The 15,110-nt window shown below is 53.0% G+C and carries 13 protein-coding genes; 3 read left to right on the plus strand and 10 right to left on the minus strand.

Going from position 1 to position 15,110, the window contains the following annotated elements; all coding sequences use genetic code 11:
- The 7 genes from U869_RS0118240 to U869_RS0118270 form a co-directional block, all read right to left on the minus strand.
- Complete coding sequence (locus tag U869_RS0118240; RefSeq protein ID WP_025120601.1) at positions 1-1,026, minus strand: ABC transporter permease; 1,026 nt, start codon at positions 1,024-1,026, stop codon at positions 1-3.
- Positions 1,023-2,117, minus strand: a complete 1,095-nt coding sequence (locus U869_RS0118245) for a microcin C ABC transporter permease YejB (RefSeq protein ID WP_025120602.1) — start codon at positions 2,115-2,117, stop codon at positions 1,023-1,025. The genes U869_RS0118240 and U869_RS0118245 overlap by 4 nt, the downstream gene beginning before the upstream one ends.
- 11 nt (positions 2,118-2,128) lie before the next feature.
- Positions 2,129-3,937, minus strand: coding sequence for an extracellular solute-binding protein (locus tag U869_RS0118250; protein ID WP_025120603.1), 1,809 nt, complete (start codon positions 3,935-3,937; stop codon positions 2,129-2,131).
- 89 nt (positions 3,938-4,026) lie between these two features.
- Positions 4,027-5,616 carry a cyclic di-GMP phosphodiesterase gene (locus U869_RS0118255; protein WP_025120604.1) on the minus strand — a complete coding sequence of 530 codons (1,590 nt, stop codon included), beginning with the start codon at positions 5,614-5,616 and terminating at the stop codon, positions 4,027-4,029.
- Positions 5,617-5,957: 341 nt separating this feature from the next.
- Positions 5,958-6,539 carry a bifunctional murein DD-endopeptidase/murein LD-carboxypeptidase gene (gene mepS / locus U869_RS0118260; protein WP_024528047.1) on the minus strand — a complete coding sequence of 194 codons (582 nt, stop codon included), beginning with the start codon at positions 6,537-6,539 and terminating at the stop codon, positions 5,958-5,960.
- Positions 6,540-6,947: 408 nt separating this feature from the next.
- A complete protein-coding gene (locus tag U869_RS0118265; RefSeq protein ID WP_025120605.1) occupies positions 6,948-7,658 on the minus strand; it encodes a phosphatase PAP2 family protein in 711 nt (236 codons plus the stop codon).
- A 45-nt stretch (positions 7,659-7,703) separates the two neighbouring features.
- Positions 7,704-8,678 (minus strand): GTP-binding protein, encoded by a 975-nt coding sequence (locus U869_RS0118270; RefSeq protein WP_025120606.1) that lies wholly within the window; start codon positions 8,676-8,678, stop codon positions 7,704-7,706.
- A gap of 288 nt (positions 8,679-8,966) precedes the next feature.
- Between U869_RS0118270 and U869_RS0118275 the strand changes: the two genes are divergently transcribed.
- A complete protein-coding gene (locus tag U869_RS0118275; RefSeq protein WP_025120607.1) occupies positions 8,967-9,272 on the plus strand; it encodes a hypothetical protein in 306 nt (101 codons plus the stop codon).
- 308 nt (positions 9,273-9,580) lie between these two features.
- A complete protein-coding gene (locus U869_RS0118280) occupies positions 9,581-9,892 on the plus strand; it encodes a type 1 fimbrial protein (RefSeq protein WP_025120608.1) in 312 nt (103 codons plus the stop codon).
- A 63-nt stretch (positions 9,893-9,955) separates the two neighbouring features.
- Here U869_RS0118280 and U869_RS0118285 read toward each other — a convergent pair whose 3' ends face one another.
- Positions 9,956-11,437, minus strand: coding sequence for a mannitol dehydrogenase family protein (locus U869_RS0118285; RefSeq protein WP_025120609.1), 1,482 nt, complete (start codon positions 11,435-11,437; stop codon positions 9,956-9,958).
- A gap of 340 nt (positions 11,438-11,777) precedes the next feature.
- Here U869_RS0118285 and uxuA point away from each other — a divergent pair, with 340 nt between their 5' ends.
- Complete coding sequence (gene uxuA, locus U869_RS0118290; protein ID WP_025120610.1) at positions 11,778-12,968, plus strand: mannonate dehydratase; 1,191 nt, start codon at positions 11,778-11,780, stop codon at positions 12,966-12,968.
- 39 nt (positions 12,969-13,007) lie between these two features.
- Here uxuA and yeiP read toward each other — a convergent pair whose 3' ends face one another.
- Together yeiP and mtr are read right to left on the minus strand one after the other, a co-directional pair.
- Complete coding sequence (gene yeiP, locus U869_RS0118295; protein WP_021805861.1) at positions 13,008-13,580, minus strand: elongation factor P-like protein YeiP; 573 nt, start codon at positions 13,578-13,580, stop codon at positions 13,008-13,010.
- 186 nt (positions 13,581-13,766) lie between these two features.
- Positions 13,767-15,011 (minus strand): tryptophan permease, encoded by a 1,245-nt coding sequence (gene mtr, locus U869_RS0118300; RefSeq protein WP_025120611.1) that lies wholly within the window; start codon positions 15,009-15,011, stop codon positions 13,767-13,769.
- Positions 15,012-15,110: the final 99 nt, after the last annotated feature.

A 15,110-nucleotide genomic window follows, 5' to 3' on the forward strand; every position in this document is an offset into this window, starting at 1 on the left:
TTAATGCGCCTTGCTAGGGTCGAAGGCGTCGCGCACCGCTTCGCCGATAAAGATTAACAGTGAGAGCAGCACTGCCAGCACCAGGAAGGCGGTGATGCCCAACCAAGGCGCTTGCAGGTTGTTTTTGCCCTGCAAGAGCAGTTCGCCCAACGAAGGCGACCCGATCGGCAAGCCGAAGCCGAGGAAGTCCAGAGAGGTGAGGGTAGTGATCGAGCCACACAGAATAAACGGCAGGAAGGTCAGCGTCGCCACCATGGCGTTAGGCAGCATATGGCGATACATAATTACCCGATCCGGTACGCCCATCGCTCTGGCCGCCCGAATGTAATCGTAATTGCGGGTACGCAGGAATTCGGCTCGTACCACGCCCACCAGGCTCATCCAGCCAAACAGGATGGTGATACCTAGCAACCACCAGAAATTGGGTTGGATGATGCTGGACAGCAGGATGATCAGAAACAGCGTAGGCATCCCCGACCAGACCTCGATCAGTCGTTGCCCCCAAAGATCGAAGCGACCGCCGTAATAACCTTGCGTCGCTCCTGCGCAGATACCAATCACGCTGGAACACAGCGTTAGCGCCAGCCCAAACAGCATCGAAATACGGAAACCATACAGCACCCGCGCCAACACATCGCTGCCGTTGCTGTCGGTGCCAAGCCAGTTCTGGCTCGACGGCGGCGATGGGAAGGGCACCTTGGTAGCGAAATTGATGGTGTTGTAGCTGAAACGGATCGGCGCCCAGACGGCCCAGCCGTGCTGCTCAATCTGCTTGATGACAAAGGGATCCTGAAAATCGGTGGTGGTATTCAATTCCCCGCCGAAGGTCGTTTCACTGTAGTTGACCATAAAGGGCACATACAGGCGGCCTTCATAGCGCACCAGCAGTGGCCTGTCGTTGGCGATCAGGTTGGCGGCCAGGCTGAGCACAAAGGCCACCAGGAAAATCCATAGCGACCAGTAACCACGGCGGTTGCTGCGAAAACGTGCCCAGCGGGCCTGATTGATGGGGCTTAAGCGGCTCATTGACGGGCCTCGAAATCAATGCGCGGATCGACCAGGGTATAGGTGATATCGCTGATGATATTCAGCAGCAGGCCGATCAGGGTAAATATATAGAGTGTGCCGAACATCACTGGATAGTCGCGTTGCAGCGTGGCGTCGTAGCCCAGCAGCCCAAGGCCGTTAAGCGAGAACATCACTTCGATCAGCAGCGAGCCGGTGAAAAACATGCTGATAAAGGTGGCCGGGAAACCGGCGATCACCAGCAGCATGGCGTTGCGGAACACGTGGCGGTAAAGGATTTTCTTCTCGTCCAGCCCTTTGGCGCGGGCAGTGACCACGTATTGTTTACGGATCTCATCCAGAAACGAGTTTTTGGTCAGCATGGTCAGGGTGGCAAAGCCACCGATCACCGTTGCCAGCACCGGTAGGGTAATATGCCAGAGATAATCGGTGATTTTACCGTACCACGGCAACGTATCGAAGTTGCTGGACACCAGCCCGCGTAGCGGGAACCAATCCAGATAGCTGCCACCGGCGAACAGCACGATCATCAGGATGGCGAACAGGAATGCCGGAATGGCATAGCCGATGATAATCAGCGTGCTGCTCCAGGTGTCAAAGGCGCTGCCGTTGTGGATGGCCTTGCGGATCCCCAGCGGGATCGACACCAGGTAGATGATCAGCGTGCTCCATAATCCCAGGGTTGCGGAAACGGGCAGGCTTTGGCCGATCAGTTGCATCACCGAAGCGCCACGGAACAGGCTGTCACCAAAGTCGAGACGCATATAATTCCACAGCATGGTGAAATAACGCTCGTGCAGCGGCTTGTCGAAACCGTAGCGTTTGGTGATCTCGGCGATCACTTCGGGATCCAGGCCGCGTGAGCCACGGTATTGCCCTTCGCCCACGTTGCCAGCGCCAGCTTTCATATGCCCTAAGCCTTCACCTGCGCCACCGCCGCCAAAGCCACTGCTTTGCCCCATCTCAATGGTGGCAATGGCCTGATCGACCGGCCCGCCCGGCGCGATTTGCACGATGAAAAAGTTAATCGTGATGATCGCCCACAGGGTAGGGATCACCAGCAGTAATCTGCGGATCAGATAAGCGGCCACCTACAGACTCCTTATTGCCGTTGCGCGGGCAAGCGTGCCGCTTTGTTGACGTCGAACCACCAGTTATCAAACCCAATGGCATAGGTTGGGCGCACTGCTGGCGAAGAGAATTTGTCCCAATAGGCGTAACGGTCGTGATTGGAGTACCACATCGGCAGCATATACATGTTCCAGGTCAGCACCCGGTCCAGCGCTCGGCCAAGGGATAGCAGCGCCTTCTCATCACCTTGATGTTCCATGATCTGTGCTATCAATGCATCGACAGCCGGATCGCTAACGCCAGGGCTGTTGTAGCTGGAGTCCAGGTATTCTGAGCCCCAGACAATCTGCAGATCGGCGCTGGGGAACGGCATGGCGGCATAGACCTTCGGCATCATATAAAAGTCACGTTCGCGCATACGGCGGGTGAATTGGCTGACGTCAATCTCCCGGATCTGCATATCGATGCCCAACCGCTTCAGGTTGTGCTGGAAGGGCAACACATATTGGAAATTGCTACCGCTTAACAGCATTAGCTCAAAGGTAAAGGGTTTACCGGTTTTGCTGTTAACCAACTGCTGGTTTTTTACTTCCCAGCCAGCTTGCTTCAGTAGCTCGGTGGCTTTCAGCAGGTTCGCGCGGTCATTACCGCTGCCGTCTGATGTTGGGGGCTGATAGATCGAGGTAAATACTTCTGCTGGCACTTTGCCTTTCAGCGGTGCCAGCCAGGCCAGTTCTGCGGCGTCTGGGTAGCCGGTGGCGGCGTATTCGGTATTCTGGAAATAGCTGTTGGCACGTTGGTAGGCATCGTAATACAGCGCTTTGTTCATCCAGTCGAAGTCAAAGGCCAGCGTAATGGCTTCCCGCACCCGACGGTCAGCGAAAATCGGGCGCTGGATATTAAATGCCAACCAGCGGGCATTCTGTGCCGCCTGATTGGTTTCATCCTGCTTGATGATAAAGTTGCGCGCGAAGTTACCGCCCTGATACTGGGTGGCCCAGCTTTTTGGTGAACCTTCTATGCGGAAATCGTAGGCCCCGGCCTTAAAGGCTTCCAGCGCTACCTTATCGTCCAGGTAATAGTCGTAACGCAGCGTATCGAAGTTATAGCGCCCTCGATTCACCGGCAGGTTGGCGGCCCAGTAGTCACGTACGCGCTCATAGGTAATGTACTGACCCAAACGATAGCTGCTGACTTTATACGGGCCACTGCCGAGGGGAGGCGTGCTTAGCGGTTCGTTGAGCTTGTGATCTTTCCAGAAGCTTTGGGGTAATACTCTGGTGCTCAGCAGGCTGAGCATTTTTTCTTTATCTGGTGCGGGTAGTTCAATGCGTACGGTCAGGCGCGAGAGGGCTTTGACGCTCACCCCTTTGTAATAAGAACGGTATTGTGGCACGCCCTCGGTCATAAATTTATTGAAGGTAAAGGCCACGTCGGCGGCGGTGATCGGGCTGCCATCCTGGAAACGAGCACGTGGATTGATATCCAGCTCCATCCAACGCATATCTGCTGGGTAGCGAGCCGATTCTGCAATCAGTGGGTAGTAGCTGGAAGGTTCATCGTCCGAACTGGTGAATAGCGTATCGTAGAGTTCCCCGGTTCTCTCACCGGGAACGCCGCGTGAGGCAAAACGGTTAAAGTTATCATAGGTGCCGATGGCTGCCAGCCGAACGTCGCCACCCTTGGGGGCCGCCGGGTTCACGTAGTCAAAATGGCTAAAGTCGGTGGAGTATTTCGGCTCACCGAGCGTGGCGAAAGCGTAGCTTTCATTAAGGGTTTCGGCCTGCATGCTAAAACTGAGTGCCGAAAGCACCAAGGCAGCAAAAATGCGCACGGACATCTCTACGGTAAGCTCCTGCTGTGTGGTCAATTTATCCAGCCCGCAGCATACCATTTCAGGCCGGTGTTCTGAGTAAAGAAGTTTAAATATCAGGGATTAACTACGGCCTGATGATCAAAAACGGCATTATTCTGGCAAAAGGCGACAAACGCCTCAATAGCCAGTGGCTTACTGAAATAATAGCCCTGCATAAAATTAACGTCGCGTTCTTGCAGGAAACTCACCTGTTCGGCGGTTTCCACTCCTTCAGCCACGGTCAGCATTTGTAGTTTTTTCGCCAGGGAAATCACGGCATCCAGGACGGGAGCCGTCGCCGTATCCTGGCCGATAGTGTTGACGAAACCCCGGTCGATTTTCAGGTAATCCAGCGTAAAGCGTTGGAGATAGATCAGGGCACTGTGGCCGGTACCGAAGTCATCCACTGCGATCTCAACGCCCTGGCGGTGCAGCCAGTCAAACTCTTCCAAGGCGTTTTGTTCCTCCACCATGCCGCGCTCGGTGATTTCAAACACCACCATGAAATGGTCGGTTGGCATATTGGCCAGCAGCTCGGTGATATCGTCATGGAACGAAGGCGCATTAAGGTGAGATGGGGCGAGGTTAATGCCCAGTTTGGCACCCCGTGGCAGAGCTTGCGTCAGTTGCGGGATATCTGCCTCGATCATACGGAACAGGTGGCGGGTCAATGCCACGATCAATCCTTCGCTTTCGGCGTAGGGAATAAATAAATCGGGCGGAATACGTCCCTCGCTGGGATGCTGCCAGCGGATCAATGCTTCCAGTCCGGCTATGGAGTTGGAGGCAGTGTGAAACACCGGTTGGTATTCAACAAAGAACTCATTGCGCTTGATGCCCCTGATCAGGGCGCGCTCAGGGCTTTGCCGCAGTATCTGCATGTAGTAATACAGTGCGCCTACCATCAGGGATAGCACCAGGCTGCCCAGCACGGTGAAACGGATATCATTGGCCGTCAGAGACTGATGATAGAAGATCAGGCTCAAGGGGTAGTTTGGCAGTGACATCTGGCTGGACTGGTTTTTGGGTAATTGCGCTACCGGCGTCAGGTTCGGGCTGAAGGTGGTTGCGGCCTGATCACCTATCACGATGGCAAATCCGGGCGCATTGCTATCGCGAGAGTTGAGCAACAGGTAGGGGGTCAGGGTGAGATCCAACGTGGCCAATACCCCAGTGTTGTTTGGCCCAGGCTGGCGAAGCCACACGGCCACCGCCGGCTTTTCCGGTACCATTGGCGTACCTTGCTGCAAGTCCATATCCAGTGGCTTATGCCAGTCGATGTTGGGGTAAAGTTGGGATGTTCCCAGCATCATATTTCCGGTCGCCGAAGAGCAGTAGGCAAAGTTATCCTTTACCAGCACAAAGGTGCGTACGCCGGTGGCGAAGGCGGCACGGTAGGTCAGATCGGCGAGCGCTTTTTCGCAGGGTTTGCCGGTAAGCGGCATGATCTGCTGCATGATTTCTTGCAGATGGTCGAGATAATTAACGGCAAATTTTTGTGTGCGGGCTTCGAGCTGGTGTTGATATTGCGAGCGTTGGTGATCGATGAAAAATAGCGTCACAGAGGTAAAAACGATAAAGAAAGACACGGCCACAATAATACTTTTAGTCAGGCTACGACGTGTGTTGGTCGCGTGGCGCGCGAATGCCCCCTTCAATCCCATAACATGCCCCCTGAGCACAGCGTAAAAATATTCTTGTTATAGTGTGGGTTAATAATATATCCCACCGATCCTGCCTGCGTCATTATTCGTTCGGCTTGAACCAGGGTTGGCTGTTTAGACACAGCGTAAAAAGCGCGTTACAAAATGGATTGTCACTTGACGATAATAGGCTACTTTTTCAACCGTTGCGTGGTTCCTTGCCCGGTGACGATCGAAAAGCGTGGCATACGCCTGTTTCTCTCTACAACTAGCTGCATGACCGCGAAAAAAAACGCTGCCCTGGGGCAGCGTTTTTCGTCTCGTTGGTTTGGCTTTCAGGACCAGATTCAGATACTACGCCGTTAGCTGGAACTTTTACCCAGTAACCGGCGGCCTTCACGATAACGTTTATCCCAATAGTTATCCGATAGGCTAGAAATTGTCACACCACTACTGGTAGAGGCATGCACGAATTTGTCATTACCCAGATAGATACCGACGTGGCGGCCAGTAGAGCCGGCGCGGAACAGCACTAAATCACCTGGGCGCAATTTAGCGCGCTGGATTTGCTTGCCCATATCTTCTTGCTCATAGGTTGAGCGGGGCAGATCCATACCAAACTGTTCGCGGAATGTCCGCTGCACAAACGCTGAGCAATCAATGCCGCGCTTGCTTTCACCACCTAAACGGTAACGCACGCCTTTCCAATCAGCATACTGGTCCATAATTTTTGACTTGACGTCAACGTTACGTACCATCGCTTCGAATTCATCCTGAGAGGCTTGCAGTAAAAGACCGTTTTTGTCATTAACTGCATGCATCTCAGTTTGTGATCTATCTAACTTCGAAGTATTTGTTGAGCTACAGGCGGAGAGCACCAAGGCTGCCGCAATTGCAGGTAATACCCGCAAAAAATATCTCAGAAAAGGTTGAGATTTGACCATTGTAATTGTTTTCCCTTGAAGTCCTTAACGACGCAAGTCGTTATCTGAAAAATACCAAACGGAACGAGACTAGTTGGCACCGGCAGGAAGGACAATCAGTTAGCATCAGAAATGTGCAGGAACGCACAGTTTTCGGAATTTTACCAATGAGCCAAGCTAAACCAGGCACAAACGCATCCGAGAGTACCGGAATGAGGTGAGGATTGCGAGCCTTTTTCCGACATTCTTTATATGAAATTGTGATGTAACATAATGTAAATCTTCATATAAAAAAACGCGATTGATCGATTATGTTGGATTGGCGTTAATTAATGGGGTAGGCATGTTAACGGTGTGGTTGTTGAGTAAACAGATTGCGGGGTTCAAATAACCGGGAAGCGCTGGCCCCCCGGCTATCATAATCAACACTTATGGCTGCGTTGGCCGATAGTTGCCGGGTAACCGGCAGTTCAGCCAGCGGATAACGATATCGCTGGCGGGGGTCATCAGCCACCAACTGGTGCCAACCAGCACCACCGACAGCGAGCCGACCGCAATATCGGTAAACCAGTGTGCGCCAATCATGATGCGCGGCAGGCAGAAGACCACGGTAATCAGCAGCGCGATGGCAAACGCCGTACGGTTAAAGTAGCGCAGCATAAAGCAGGAGAAAATCATCAGCATCATGCCATGATCGCCAGGGAAGCTGTCGCTGGAGGCGTCTTTGGTGGGGATGCCGGTCAGTTCGCTGACCCGATTGATATTCTCAAAGGTCAGGGTGGGGCTGGCATTTTTCACCGGTAGCAGGTGACCAAACTGATTGAGCACCACCCCGGTTAACAACATCACAACGCCGGTGATGATCAGACGGCGGCGGCCGAAGGCATCCTGCTTAAGGTAGAAGTAAAGGTACAACAACCCCATGGCGAGCAGCGAAATAACGTCAAAGATGCGATTGTTGGTGATGGCGACCATTTTCAGAAACCAGGCATCGCTGGCCAGATGTTGGTTGAAGAAGAAAAAGATTGCTGAATCAATCTTGAACCAGAACCAGTGATCCTTGGGTAAATACCAGGAAAAAAATAGCACGATGCCCAAGACGTTGAGCATGAGGATGAAGGGTAAATTACGGCGTGTCATGGCTAACCTGTGAAAATTTAAAAAACAATGCCAACGGTAAAAGCATTAACTTAAACGAATGTTAAACAAAGCCGATTGCAACGCATTCCAGTCGGCTTCGCCGCTGTGGATCAGTTCGATACGGCTGTCGAGTGGGGCGGTAGGGCGAGTTTCAATACTGAGATCCTGCCCTTGGCGGTTGATCAGCAGACTGCCTTCGGCAATGCGCACTACCGCCTTGGCCCGGTCAACCGGTGCCAGCCGGATCCACTCCATCATACCGACGGTATCAAAGACCGTTTCCCCATCAAAAATCCAGCCGCAGCTGGTATATTCCTGGCCTTGATTCAGGGCTCGGCGCCAGCGGGAGTTTTCCGGCAAACGCAGCGCAGCCAGTCCGCGGGTCTTGGCGTGGCTATGATGATGCTGTGCGTCCGGTAATTCTGTGCAATTGGTGCGTGGCTGCTCCAGCAGCTTGCTATCCATGCGTCCCTGTTCGATAGAAAAGACTGGGCGCTGATGGCCATGCTGCTGTTGCCAGTCTTCAAGTGCCTGCGCATCTTGCGGTTGCCAGGTATCCATTTTATTGGCGATGATGATGTCTGCTGCGGCCAATTGATCGCGGAAATTTTCATTTTCAGTGTAGCGAGGCTCGCTGAGTTGACGCGGGTCCAGTACGCAGATCGTCGCCTGTAAATCGATCCATCCGCCATAAGTTTCCTGGGTCAACAGCGCCAGGATCTGCTTTGGGTGGCCTAAACCGGTGGGTTCAATCAACAGCCGGTCGGGCTTGGCCTGTTGCAGCAACATATTCAAGCCAACCTGCATTGGTAGCCCGTTAACGCAGCACATACAGCCCCCGGGGATCTCTTTTAACACTGCGCCGCTGTCGGCCAGCAGGGCACCGTCGATACCGATCTCGCCAAACTCATTGACCAACACGGCCCAACGTTCATTTTCCGGTTTATTGGCCAGCAGATGCCGAATGGTGGTGGTTTTTCCGCTTCCCAGAAAACCGGTGATCAGGTTGGTTTTTGTCAATTTTATATCCTCATTAAAGGTATGGTTAGCTTTATCTGCCGATGTTCTGGAACGAAAATTTACTAATGAAAGTCACTTTTTTTTCACTTTTTCTTAACGTTTTTATTTTGCCTTTTGGTTGGGAGTTTTCCTAGTCATAACCAGAGGTTAGCAATGTCAATTGTGCCGTACCGTATTGTTTCCACGACCTTAATACACCGATTAACCATAAAAAAAACACCCTATCTTTGCGATTATTCCTAACAAAATGACCTATGTTTAAGTTGGCTTAACAAAAGTGAGGTTGCCATGAATAGCTTACGGTTATTTTTGATCGCAGGAGCGTTGTTTTCATGGATGGCAGCAAGTCATGCGGGTTCCACAGGTGTTATCAACTTTGTGGGTTCCATTGTCGAAGGTCCTTGTACGGTAAATGTGAGTAACTCAACGGCGAATACCCAATGTTATCGTAACGGACAAAACTATACGGGCACGCAAAAGTTGGCAAGTTTTGATGCCAGCAGTAAAGAACTTCCGCTGAATATCGGCACCACCGAAATGAGGTGGGTAGACCAGCAGAAAAAACTCGCAATTATGACGGTAGTTTATCGTTAAGTCCCAAGGTCATGCCGAGTGGGTCTCGGCATGACATCTAGCCAGATTTTGCACCTCGTTTCGCCACCCTGCCACCACACTTTTGATGGTTTAAGTGTTGACCAAGATTACGCATGGCAAACCGTTGCCAGGTTTTAAATTGAGATTTTTCCGACTTGAAATCTGTTTTTTGCGGCAATAAATTACTCGTCGCCGGAGAGGGTGGTGTCTAGCTAACTCAATGATTAATGACTAAAACTTCTCTAACTTGCGCTTAATCCAACAACTTTATTCAGGTTTGAATTGGCTTAATAACAAGTGAGGTGAACATGAAAAGTTTACGGTTGTTTTTGATCGCAGGGATGTTGTTTTCATGGCTGGCTGCTGGCGTGGCTAATGCAGCTACTGGTGGTGTGATCAACTTTTACGGTTCAATTGTAGAAGGCCCTTGCTCCGTCGAAGTGGCCGACTCAACGGCGAAAACACAATGCTATCGTGACGGAAAAAACTACACCAGCCAACATTCATTGGCGAATTGGGATGGCAGCAGCAAAGAATTGCCAAGAAAGCTCGGTAAGAGCGAAATCAAGTGGCTCGACGAGCAGAAAAAACTGGGCATTTTAACCCTGGAATACCGTTAATTCATTTACCGCGTCTTTCAGACCGTCATGCCCGAGAAGTTTTGGCATGACGGTTTCTACCGATTAGCCTAACTGAGTGCTAACCCAATCCTTTACCGTCTGGCAAGCTCCCCGATCGCGCAATGACAGATAGGCTCGTGTGACCTCTGACACAAAGGCTACATCTGTTGGCAGTTGCTCGCCAAACACGCTTTTCAATGCCAGCAAGGCAGCGACTCGGGGTTCACCGTCTTGCGAGGTGCTGACGACCTGTTGCAACGTGGCCAGCATTGGGTCACGAATATCAATCGGTTGCCCGGCATCATCTACCCCGCCGACATAACGCATCCAGCCTGCGACGCCAAGTGCCAGCCCCGTATGGCTGCCACCCTGTTGCCGGTGCCAGCGGATCGACTCCAGCAGGCGCTGAGGCAGCTTTTGCGTGCCATCCATGGCGATCTGCCAGGTGCGGTGTTGCAGTGCAGGGTTGCTGAAACGCTCGATCAACTGCTCGGCGTAGGCAGCCAGATCGATGCCTGCGACTTGCAACGTCGGAGCCTGTTCGTTCAGCATCAAATGGCGTGCAGCCTGACGATAGTTCTCATCAGCCATGCAGTCAAAAATGTACTGGTAACCCGCCAGATAGCCGAGATAGGCCAGGAAAGAGTGGCTGCCGTTGAGCATCCGCAGTTTCATCTGCTCGAACGGCAGAACATCGTCCACCAGTTGTACACCGACATCCTCCCATTGTGGGCGGCCCGCGACAAAATTATCTTCCACCACCCATTGGATAAAGGGTTCGCAGGCGATGGCGCATTCATCGCGCACGCCTCCCAGAGCGGTGGCAATTTCATCCAGCGTTTCTGGCGTTGCGGCCGGAACGATGCGATCGACCATGGTGCAAGGGAAGGTGACCTGTTGAGCGATCCATTCGGCCAGTTGCGGATCGCGTGCTTTAGCCAACCCGGTCACCGCATTGCGTACCACGTGGCCGTTCTCTGGAATATTGTCGCAGGACAATACGCTAAAGGCGGGCAGGTTACGTTCGCGGCGGCGGCGCAGCGCCTCCACCAGGATCCCCGGCACCGTAGTGGGTTGGGCGGGGTTAGCCAGATCGGCTTTGATTGCATCGTGCTGCAGATCCAACAGGCCGCTTCCAGGTTCAATGCAGTAACCTTTCTCCGTAATGGTCATTGAGACGATCGCCACCTGCGGTTCGGCCAACTTCTCCAGCACGGCGTCGATGCCTTCCAGCTTACGGTGCACGCTTTCGTGAACGGCTCCTACCACGATGGCCTGATTACCTGCGGCACCCTTTTCCAACACGGTATAGAGATGATCCTGAGCGCGCAGGGTCTGGAACAGCTTATCGCCGCCGAACAGGCTGATCTCGCAGATCCCCCAGTCGCCGCCGTTACGGTTGAGCACTCGGTCGGTCAGCAATGCCTGATGTGCGCGGTGAAAAGCACCAAACCCCAGGTGAACGATTCGGCTGCGCAGGCTTTGGCGATCGTATTGGGGCTGCTGTGTCTTGGCGGGCAACGGTGTGTTGGCGATAGTTTTCATTAAAGGCTCCGTAACGAGAACAAGGTTTGGTTGCTAGCTTGCTTAAAGCTATCAGACCAGTTGGCGCAGGTGAATGCCCGGCTCTCGCGTATCTGTTAACCACCGCCTGGCTAAGGCGGTAGAGAGGTGAATAAAATTGGTCTGTCCAAAATAGGCCAGAATCGTGAGTTGGATCAATCAATCGACGTTTCTGTTTTGACAGCATGCCGCTAATCAGTAAGGTTAAAGGTGAATGATATCTACTGCAATGTGGTATAACAGAATTGGTTTGATTTTGCGATCTACCTCACCACCGATGCATCTTCAACGATGAAAGAGCGACTTTTACAAGGATAAATCAATGGAACAAACATGGCGTTGGTATGGGCCGAACGATCCGGTTTCTCTGGATGATGTGCGGCAGGCAGGAGCTACTGGCGTAGTGACCGCGTTGCACCAAATTCCGAATGGCGAAGTGTGGCCAGTTGAACAGATCAAGGCGCGTCAGGCTCTGTTGGCGGAAAAAGGGCTGGTGTGGTCGGTGGTGGAAAGTATTCCGGTGCACGAGGAAATTAAAACCCATAGCGGCAACTATCAACGCCACATCGCCAACTATCAACAATCGCTGCGCAACCTGGCTGCCTGTGGTATTGATACCGTTTGCTACAACTTTATGCCAATCCTCGACTGGACGCGCACCGATCTGGAATACCTGCTGCCGGACGGTTCCAAGGCATTACGCTTTGATCAGATTGCCTTTGCGGCCTTCGATCTGCATATCCTGTGCCGCAACGGGGCGGAAAAAGATTATACCGCCGAAGAGCAGGCACAGGCGCAAAGCTATTTTAACGCCATGAGCGCAGCGGATATTGCCAAACTGACTGGCAACATCATTGCCGGGCTGCCAGGGGCGGAAGAGGGTTATACGCTCGATCAGTTCCGTGCCCGGCTGGCGGAATACGATCATATCAATAAGGCGCAACTGCGTGAGAATATGGCCGTCTTCCTGCGTGCTATCGTACCGGTAGCCGAAGAGGTGGGTGTCAGGCTGGCGGTGCATCCAGATGATCCACCGCGCCCGATCCTTGGCTTGCCACGCATTGTTTCCACCATCGAAGATATGCAGTGGCTGAAAGAGACGGTAGATAGCATCTATAACGGCTTCACCATGTGTACCGGTTCTTACGGCGTACGTGCGGATAACGATCTGGTGCGGATGATTGAAACCTTCGGCGATCGTATTCACTTTACCCACCTGCGTGCCACCTGCCGGGAGGAAAACCCAAAAACCTTCCACGAAGGGGCGCATTTGCAAGGCGACGTGGATATGGTGGCGGTGGTCGAAGCGATCCTGACCGAAGAACAGCGCCGTCATAAGGCAGGCGATCGGCGGCCAATCCCAATGCGGCCCGATCATGGGCACCAGATGCTGGACGATCTGAAAAAGAAAACCAATCCGGGCTATTCGGCCATCGGTCGTTTGAAAGGTTTGGCGGAGGTACGTGGGGTCGAGCTGGCGTTGAAGCGGCGGTTTTTCCCTGAGTTACTCTAGCAAAGCAGGGCGCAATCAGGTTGCGCCCCCTACCGTTGACTAGTCTGCGCGGCTCATATAGCGGCGTTCTGCAATATGAATGCGGATTTTGTCACCGCTGCTCAGATACTCAGGGACCAGAATGGTCAGGCCGGTCGCCATGGTGGCCGGTTTGTTACGCGCACTGGCAGAAGCGCCCTTGATGCCCGGTGCAGTTTCCACAATTTCCATATCCACGGTCTGTGGCAGTTCCAACGCCAGTACCTGACCATCCAGCGTCAGCACTTGCATACCTGGCAGGCCCGCCTCAGGGATGAACAGCAGCTCATCTTCGATCTGATCTTTCTTGAAGATATACGGGGTGTAGTCTTCATCGTCCATGAACACATACTCTTCGCCGTCAATATAAGAGAAGTTGACCTTGCGGCGGGACAGGCTGATGGTGTCCAGAATATCATCACCTTTAAAACGTTCTTCTACCTTCAGCCCGGTACGGACATCGGAGAAGCGCATTTTATACAGCGTGCTGGCACCACGGGCGCTTGGACTCTGGACATCGATGTCCTTCACCAGCAGCAGTTTGCCGTTGTAATTGATCGCCATACCGCGCTTGATTTCGTTCGCTCTTGCCATTGGATTACCCTGTCAAAATAGATTTTAGGAAGTTGCGACAAGTTACTCGCGCCGTGCTTTTCAGGCAATAGCCACGCGTAAAAAGACTGGGGAAAAGGGCGGTCATGGCCGCCCTGATACTGATGACATTGTAAACAGGACAATCGCGTAGGGTCGCTGCATGCTGCGACCGTGTGGTTCTGGCGATTATTTAAACACTGGCAGCAGATCTAACAACGTCAGCACGTGGGCTACGGCGTTGATCGCCCCAAACAGGATGATGAACAGGATCATGCCTTGGCCGCCGGGTGCACGATAGCCTGCCTGTGGGAAACGGCGGCGGCTGGCACGTGCCATCATGGCAGGGACGATCACTGCCCAAATGGTGGCAGCCAGGCCAGCAAAGCCGATGGCGTACAGGAAACCGTTCGGGAACAGTAACGCGGCTACGGTTGGCGGTACAAAGGTAACCAATGCCGATTTGGTACGGCCTGCCTGGTTATCCTTGAACTTGAAGAAGTCAGCGAGGAAATCGAACAGCCCCAGTGACACCCCCAGGAACGAACTGGCCAGCGCCATATAAGAGAAGGCGTTCAGCAGTTGGCCCACCGCATGGCTACTGGAAACGTTACCCATCTGTTTGAGCAGGCTGCCAATATTTCCTCCTTCGGCGATCACCTGCTTGAAGGCGTCACGGGCAATATTGCCCTGGATCACATACTGCCACAGGATATAGATCGCCAATGCCAGCAGGGTGCCATACACCAGGCTGCGCACCACGGCACCGCTGTCTTTTTGATAATACTTCACCAGGCCAGGCACGTTGCCGTGGTAGCCGAACGATGTCAGCAGGTAGGGCAGTGCTGCCAGCGCATATGGCAGGTAATTAGCGTCGCTATCGCCTTGGTTGAACAATACGGCAGGCTGCACGTGGGTAAACATATCGCCGACGGACAACACAAAGGTGATCACCATACCGCCAATCAGAATGGTGCTCAGGCGGTCAACGGCGCGGGTGGATAACCAGACGATAAAGGCCACGATAATGGCAAATACCAACCCGGACAGGGTTTGGTTGGCTCCGAAGACGCCTTCCAGCGTATGGGCAATGATCGAACCGCCCGCCGAGATATAGGCATAGGTCAGAATATAGAGGACGAAGGTGATCGACAGGCCGTTAAGGGTATTCCAGCCCTTGCCAAGCAGATCTTTGACCACGGTGTGGAAGCTGGCACCTGCCGGATAATTCATAGTGGCTTCCAGGATCATCAACCCGGAGATCAGCATACAGAACCAGGTATAAATCAGCAGTGCCACGGAGCCGCTGAACCACACGCCAGAAGTCACGATAGGGATGGAGAACATACCTGCACCTACAGCGGTGCCGGCAATGATCATCGCGCCACCGAGTACGCAAGGGCGGGAAAGCTTCTGGATGGTGTCCGCAGACATGATTGCTCCTGAATGGCCGTTGGCCTTGAGTTCTTTTGTACTAGCTCAATGGTACATGCGTGATGTGTGCATGTAAAGCGAAGATTTTGCTGGGTTGGT

It is taken from the genome of Serratia sp. H1w, from assembly GCF_000633355.1.
Taxonomy (GTDB): Bacteria; Pseudomonadota; Gammaproteobacteria; order Enterobacterales; family Enterobacteriaceae; genus Chania.

What these genes read in the sequence shown, in the direction of transcription:
- U869_RS0118265 (WP_025120605.1), bottom strand. Translation starts at nt 7,658, where the DNA reads ATGACACGCCGTAATTTACCCTTCATCCTCATGCTCAACGTCTTGGGC.
- yeiP (WP_021805861.1), bottom strand. Translation starts at nt 13,580, where the DNA reads ATGGCAAGAGCGAACGAAATCAAGCGCGGTATGGCGATCAATTACAAC.
- U869_RS0118255 (WP_025120604.1), bottom strand. Translation starts at nt 5,616, where the DNA reads ATGGGATTGAAGGGGGCATTCGCGCGCCACGCGACCAACACACGTCGT.
- U869_RS0118280 (WP_025120608.1), top strand. Translation starts at nt 9,581, where the DNA reads ATGAAAAGTTTACGGTTGTTTTTGATCGCAGGGATGTTGTTTTCATGG.
- U869_RS0118250 (WP_025120603.1), bottom strand. Translation starts at nt 3,937, where the DNA reads ATGTCCGTGCGCATTTTTGCTGCCTTGGTGCTTTCGGCACTCAGTTTT.
- mepS (WP_024528047.1), bottom strand. Translation starts at nt 6,539, where the DNA reads ATGGTCAAATCTCAACCTTTTCTGAGATATTTTTTGCGGGTATTACCT.
- U869_RS0118240 (WP_025120601.1), bottom strand. Translation starts at nt 1,026, where the DNA reads ATGAGCCGCTTAAGCCCCATCAATCAGGCCCGCTGGGCACGTTTTCGC.
- mtr (WP_025120611.1), bottom strand. Translation starts at nt 15,011, where the DNA reads ATGTCTGCGGACACCATCCAGAAGCTTTCCCGCCCTTGCGTACTCGGT.
- U869_RS0118275 (WP_025120607.1), top strand. Translation starts at nt 8,967, where the DNA reads ATGAATAGCTTACGGTTATTTTTGATCGCAGGAGCGTTGTTTTCATGG.
- uxuA (WP_025120610.1), top strand. Translation starts at nt 11,778, where the DNA reads ATGGAACAAACATGGCGTTGGTATGGGCCGAACGATCCGGTTTCTCTG.
- U869_RS0118285 (WP_025120609.1), bottom strand. Translation starts at nt 11,437, where the DNA reads ATGAAAACTATCGCCAACACACCGTTGCCCGCCAAGACACAGCAGCCC.